This window comes from Clostridium sp. UBA1652, assembly GCF_002320975.1.
Lineage (GTDB): Bacteria > Bacillota > Clostridia > Clostridiales > Clostridiaceae > Clostridium_T > Clostridium_T intestinale.
The window spans coordinates 37,240-42,754 of record NZ_DCLI01000055.1 but is presented as its reverse complement, the minus strand read 5'-3'; the positions used below and the strand labels follow the sequence as shown (position 1 = coordinate 42,754).

General features: G+C 25.9%; 6 protein-coding genes. 1 reads left to right on the top strand and 5 read right to left on the bottom strand.

Features of this window, described 5'->3' with window-relative positions:
• Positions 1–227: 227 nt before the first annotated feature.
• The 4 genes from B3N22_RS10880 to B3N22_RS10865 all read right to left on the bottom strand — a co-directional run bounded on the left by B3N22_RS10880 (position 228) and on the right by B3N22_RS10865 (position 3,402).
• A complete protein-coding gene (locus tag B3N22_RS10880) occupies positions 228–509 on the bottom strand; it encodes a pterin-binding domain-containing protein (protein WP_286907007.1) in 282 nt (93 codons plus the stop codon).
• A 274-nt stretch (positions 510–783) separates the two neighbouring features.
• Positions 784–1,437, bottom strand: coding sequence for a class I SAM-dependent methyltransferase (locus tag B3N22_RS10875; RefSeq protein ID WP_286907005.1), 654 nt, complete (start codon positions 1,435–1,437; stop codon positions 784–786).
• Positions 1,427–2,122 carry a hypothetical protein gene (locus B3N22_RS10870; RefSeq protein WP_286907003.1) on the bottom strand — a complete coding sequence of 232 codons (696 nt, stop codon included), beginning with the start codon at positions 2,120–2,122 and terminating at the stop codon, positions 1,427–1,429. The genes B3N22_RS10875 and B3N22_RS10870 overlap by 11 nt, the downstream gene beginning before the upstream one ends.
• Before the next feature lie 548 nt (positions 2,123–2,670).
• Positions 2,671–3,402: a hypothetical protein gene (locus B3N22_RS10865; RefSeq protein WP_286907001.1), complete on the bottom strand. Its 732-nt coding sequence runs from the start codon at positions 3,400–3,402 to the stop codon at positions 2,671–2,673.
• Between the two features lie 373 nt (positions 3,403–3,775).
• On the opposite strand from B3N22_RS10865, the gene B3N22_RS10860 reads away from it, so the two are divergent.
• Entirely contained in the window at positions 3,776–4,132 is a 357-nt protein-coding gene (locus tag B3N22_RS10860) for a hypothetical protein (protein ID WP_286906999.1), read from the top strand.
• Between the two features lie 857 nt (positions 4,133–4,989).
• On the opposite strand, the gene B3N22_RS10855 is transcribed toward B3N22_RS10860, so the two are convergent.
• Complete coding sequence (locus B3N22_RS10855) at positions 4,990–5,337, bottom strand: site-specific integrase (protein WP_286906997.1); 348 nt, start codon at positions 5,335–5,337, stop codon at positions 4,990–4,992.
• Positions 5,338–5,515 lie beyond the last annotated feature (178 nt).

Here is a 5,515-nt window from a genome sequence, read left to right as displayed (position 1 = left end):
GAACTCTGCATTGTGGTAAACTTCTTGAACATCATCGTCATTTCTACAATAATCAACACTCAAGCCCAGTAATATCAATAATTTACACGAATTTTTGTACCTAAAAAACAACTCTAAAAAGTTGTATGTTTGTCATAATCTACGACGTTCTAAAAACGTAGTCAATTACATGTATATCATACTCTATTTATATTTTCAAGCATTAATAGTTATTGATAACAGAACATCTATTTAATTTTAAACCTTCTCTTTAATTCTTCCATAGCATTTATGACCTGTGTAATATCACTTACACCGTTTTCATCAGGTTCTATCATATAATGAGGTGGATTTGTATGTGTTTCTAGGTGTCCTTTGTACTCCATTAAAACATAAATAACAGGTTTGAATTTTCCGTCTTTACCCCAGCTTACATCACCACATCTAACAACGTATTTTGTTGTTGAACTGTGCATAGACTGAACTTTTATTTCGTCATAATATTCACCATAAACAATACCTTCACTCATTTTTAAACCACCTTTCAATATTCTATACTTAAATTATATTCCTCGAATACTTTTTAACCAACCCTGATATTCACCAGATTTTCCTAGAGTGTTGTATAGGAAGTTATATCTCTATCTTTTGTTTGCTTTCTACAGCGTAGTATTTCAAAAAAATTAGAACAGGATTTCTCCTGCTATTATAGTTTATTCTTTATAAAATTTATATTTATATTTTAACAAAATCATGACTTCTCCCACTTCTATTTTAAAAAATTATTTACATTTAATATTTTACTTATTTTTTTGCAATAAGCAAATACGCACTTCCGTTTTTTGTATAACTATCTATAATCTTTACCCCTGCAACCCGTGCATAATATTCCAACTTCTTAATTCCTATAATTCCATAAAATGATGAATAATTTTTGCTTTTAATTATCCAACCATCATAAAACCTTATCGAACTTTTATTAGTATTATATGTATCAAAATAGGAATTATAGTATTGTGTGGAAATAAATGCTCGTCCATTTTCTTTTAGTACTTTACCGATATTCTTAACTATTTCAATTCTTTCTTTGTACTGTGGAACAGCAGATAAAACATTGGTGCATAAGATAAAATCATATTTATTCATTTTCCATTTTGGGTCTTTCACATCATAGATATGTACATTATTTAAATATTGCTCTACATAGCTAACAATATTTGTACTTATGTCATTTATTCTTTGATTTCGTAATAATTGTTCTAATGAATCTATTGAATGAACACTTTTTACTACTTTTGCCAAAGGGATCGTATATCTCAATTTACCACAACCATAATCGAGTACAGTAAAATGACTGGGAAGATTTTTGATAATATTTAGGATTTCACTATTAGTTTGCTTTGCTGATTTTGCTGCATACTCACTTTTTATTGTTAAATCTCGAATATTATAGTGCATTTGTATACTCCTGAAAAATCTCTTTCTTACGTTGTGTATCTGAAAGTATAGCAAATATTTCACTACTTGTTTTACTCATACAAGCATTATTCATAATTTTACCAAAACAATAGAATATTAGATTAGCAATAACAACTAACTTTATAATCGTAATATTACTTGAAAATAATGTTAAAACCAAAGTAATAAATGTAAAAAATTGTGCTTCAACTGCTATCCAATACCAACATAAGTAATCTAATGTTGTATAGACCAAATGAGCGTCAATTTTGGGTTGAGAATAAGAACAATATTTATAAAAACATGAACTCATTAAAACTGACCTTTTTTCATTTATCTTTTCAATGGAACTTATTTTATATCCACACCCGACTCCTAATGGCAATAAAATATTATCTAAATCATACTTTTTTCTTATTTTAAGCATGTCCGATATTCTATCATGTAATCTTATCGCTCTTGCAATAATCGCAATAATAATTGAAATTATGAAAAAATAGAATTTAATATCTATACCAATAAATTTTATTGTTCCTCCATTTGGAAGAACATTTTTCAATGCTAAATCAATATTAGGAAACATCAGCAATATAATATACCAACACCCCATTACAACAAATAAAGTAAAAAATCCTATTTTATTAAGCATTTCGTCATATGATTTTGGTGAAGTAAAAATCGGCAATTTTTTCCCTCCTACAACGTATTGTTAATATATATACAATGTTAACCTCAATTAACAAATAAGTCAAACTTGTGCTATCACCCTAGCAAAATTATAATTTCCTCTAAAGACGACTATATGTACTACTAGGAGAATAAGAAAAGGTGATATGTTTTCTAATGCCCCCCCCCTATATTCGTGTTCTGTAACAATGTGTCATTTGCGTTACAAAAGCCTTCACTAATTTTAACAGTTAAAAACATTGGTATTGCTGTGTTTGTAACATTTTTAACCGTAGTTTTTTAACAGTGTAATTTATTTATGTCTATACCTAAATTAACGTAGTAAAATGCTTTTTTAAGAAAAAAGAAGGTTTTACTTACCTTCTTCAAATTCTTTAACTAATTTATAGAATGTATTCCTTTTTAGTCCTAATTGTTCCATTGCATTTGTTTCCGTTATCTGCCTTGTCTTGTACTGATTATATGTATCATTCCAATTGCTTGTATAATCTATTTCTTTTCTTCGCTAATAATATATTTGAATTTGATATTTCTAATTAAATTATTTTATTTATTTTTATTCCTCTTCCTAGTATTTATATCAAATGAATTATACATAATTGCATTAAATGCATATGGACGTGCAATTTTTTTGGCTTCTCTAACAACTCTCATACTTTCTCCTGTTAAATTTGAATACTCTTTTTTCATATGTTGAAATATTTTAGAACACATCTTATAATTTTTATCAGCCTTTTCATACAAATTCCTTAACCACTTAATATCATGATATTCCCAAGTCATAACACAGACTTCAGGCATTGAAAATTGTAATTCTATAATTTTCTCTGGAATTCTTGATACTTCTCTCATATAATCTATTTGACTGTTCAATAATGATTGTGGAACATGATGAGTAAAATTTCTTGCTTCTCTAAATTCTTTTAATATATTAGACATTTCATCATCTAATTCATTTAACTTAAAATCTAATTCACCCTTTTTAATTTTTTTATTAACTACATTTCTAAATTGAATATATGATACTGCTGTTTTAGTTTCATCTCCAAATAAATTCAATAAATAAGCAAAGCAACAATCAATTCTTTCTTGATGCCTGTGATATACTTCCGTGGAAACTTCTGTAATATTTTCATCATATTTTAATAATTCTTTTTTTAAATCATTTATAGCTGATTTAAATCGCATCATTCTTTTATCAGTAAGTACAATAAATTGATTTAAAAAAATTATTGAATCCTTTTTACTGTTAATTTCCTTTATTTTATCATTTTGCATATTGTCCCCCTAAAATTTTTTCTAATATGAAATAAATAATTTTAATTGAAAATACAGTTTATATACAAATATTATAATATCATATTTATGTAATTTTTTACATAATATCAAATAATCCCTCTAATAATTCTTATAACAATTCTTTTATCATATGTCCCTTAGATATTTATATTGTTATTTTATTAGAGAAGTTTTTAAACTCCTCACTAATAAAAAGGAGGATATAACTAAAATGCAATAAATAACAGAAAATCAATGTAATAGGTATTTAGAATTAGTTGAATATAAAATTAAAAGAGAGTTAGCTAAGATATATAAGTTTGATAAACAAGATGCAGAAAGCTTCATCATTAGTTACGGTGTTTCTGATATCGTGAGATTTAACCGTGGAAATAAGGGTTACAACTTCGATAGCTATATGAATGAGAGTATCAATAAGGATTTCATTAGAAAAGAGTCTAAGAGAGTTGAAGTAATTAAATTTAGTTTAGATAAAGAGCTTTCTAATTATAAAGTTTTAAAGTATGAGGATAACTATACCATAAGCGATAACATTATAGATTTAGTTGATAATATACTAATGCTCATAGAGAATTCCGTTACATTGAAAGAGTTTAATTTAATAACTCAAATAGTAGAAGGTTTAGCCTACACAAAATATTCTATCTTTAATAAAAATACTATTAACATTAGACATTATCCAATGAAACTGGTATTAGTGAGAAAGTAATTAAAAGTATATTAAAGAAGTTAAAGGAACTATTAGAAAAGATAAAAAATTTTTATTTACTTTTATAAAATAGGCTTAAACCGCAACTTTTTTGACTTTAACTTGCGATTATATATATGAAATGTGAAGTTAATAAAACAACTTAATTTTTTATAAATAAAAAATAATTAATAACTCGAATGAAATGAGAGGTAATGTAAATACAAACTTAGTATTTAATAAGAAGACTTTAAATAAACTCTAAGATATTCGTTAAAACTCATATCTTAAATATTAAAATCTATTTGTAAAAATATAACCGTTCTTATTTAATTAATAAATGAATGACGGTAAATCAAAAAATATAAATAATAAAAGGTGGTAAGTTAAATGATGATATACGAAAAATCTAATAGAAAAAAAGAAGATGTAAAATCTATGAAGGAAATCTATTGAAAACATTATATAAAGACTATAATTACCCTCATATAAACTGTCAGTATAACTAAGACTTAGACCAATTTAGTGTTTACTGCTTCCTTGATAGAAATGATGATTATACATCTATTAAAATTAAGTTTGAATATGATGAAGCAATTGTAATGACTTGTGATGAAATGTAGAACTATTACTTAGGGACGGGGGATGTTTAAGTTTCCCCCTTTTATCCCTTATGGTATTAATAAATAGAAAATTTACGGATTTACATTTAAGCAAAGTCATAATTTTACCTATTTGAAAATTGACCTTACTCCATTCTAAATGAGTATTTCCAATGATTTTATAAGTATCACTATATGTCACAAAAGCCCCATTATATAAACAAATTTTATTATATTATTTCTTTTTAATCATTTTGTTTTCCATGTTTCTATTGTCTATAAATTCATTAGAGGACTAGTCTTTACACTCATTTCTATGATACTCTCGTCTTGTAAACCTTGAAGATACATTTTAGTTATATTTATATTTCCATGTCCAAGAAGTTTAGAAAGTGAATAGACATCTAATCCGTTCCTTAATTGTGCTTGTGCAAAATAATGCATTATTGTATGGGAGGAACATCTTATAGTTTTCCTAACTTTAGCCTGTTCTCCTGCACTTCTTACAACTCTTTCTATTGCTTCTATTGTTAACGGTAAACCAGTATTAGAAAGAAAATAATTATCGTGATTAACATTCTTATCTTTAAAATAAAAATCTTTAATTCTTTCGTATCTAATCATATCCTTTAGCTGTTGTCATATGTGGTCCTATATATAACATAAAAGTCTCCTTTTGTTTCACTATATATAGCTAGTGTCTTCAACTTCATAAATGTTATTCTTACTTTTTAGTTTACATGGTTTTTACAAAACTTAACTTCATTATTTAACTAAATCCAATTATAATTAATTTATCATC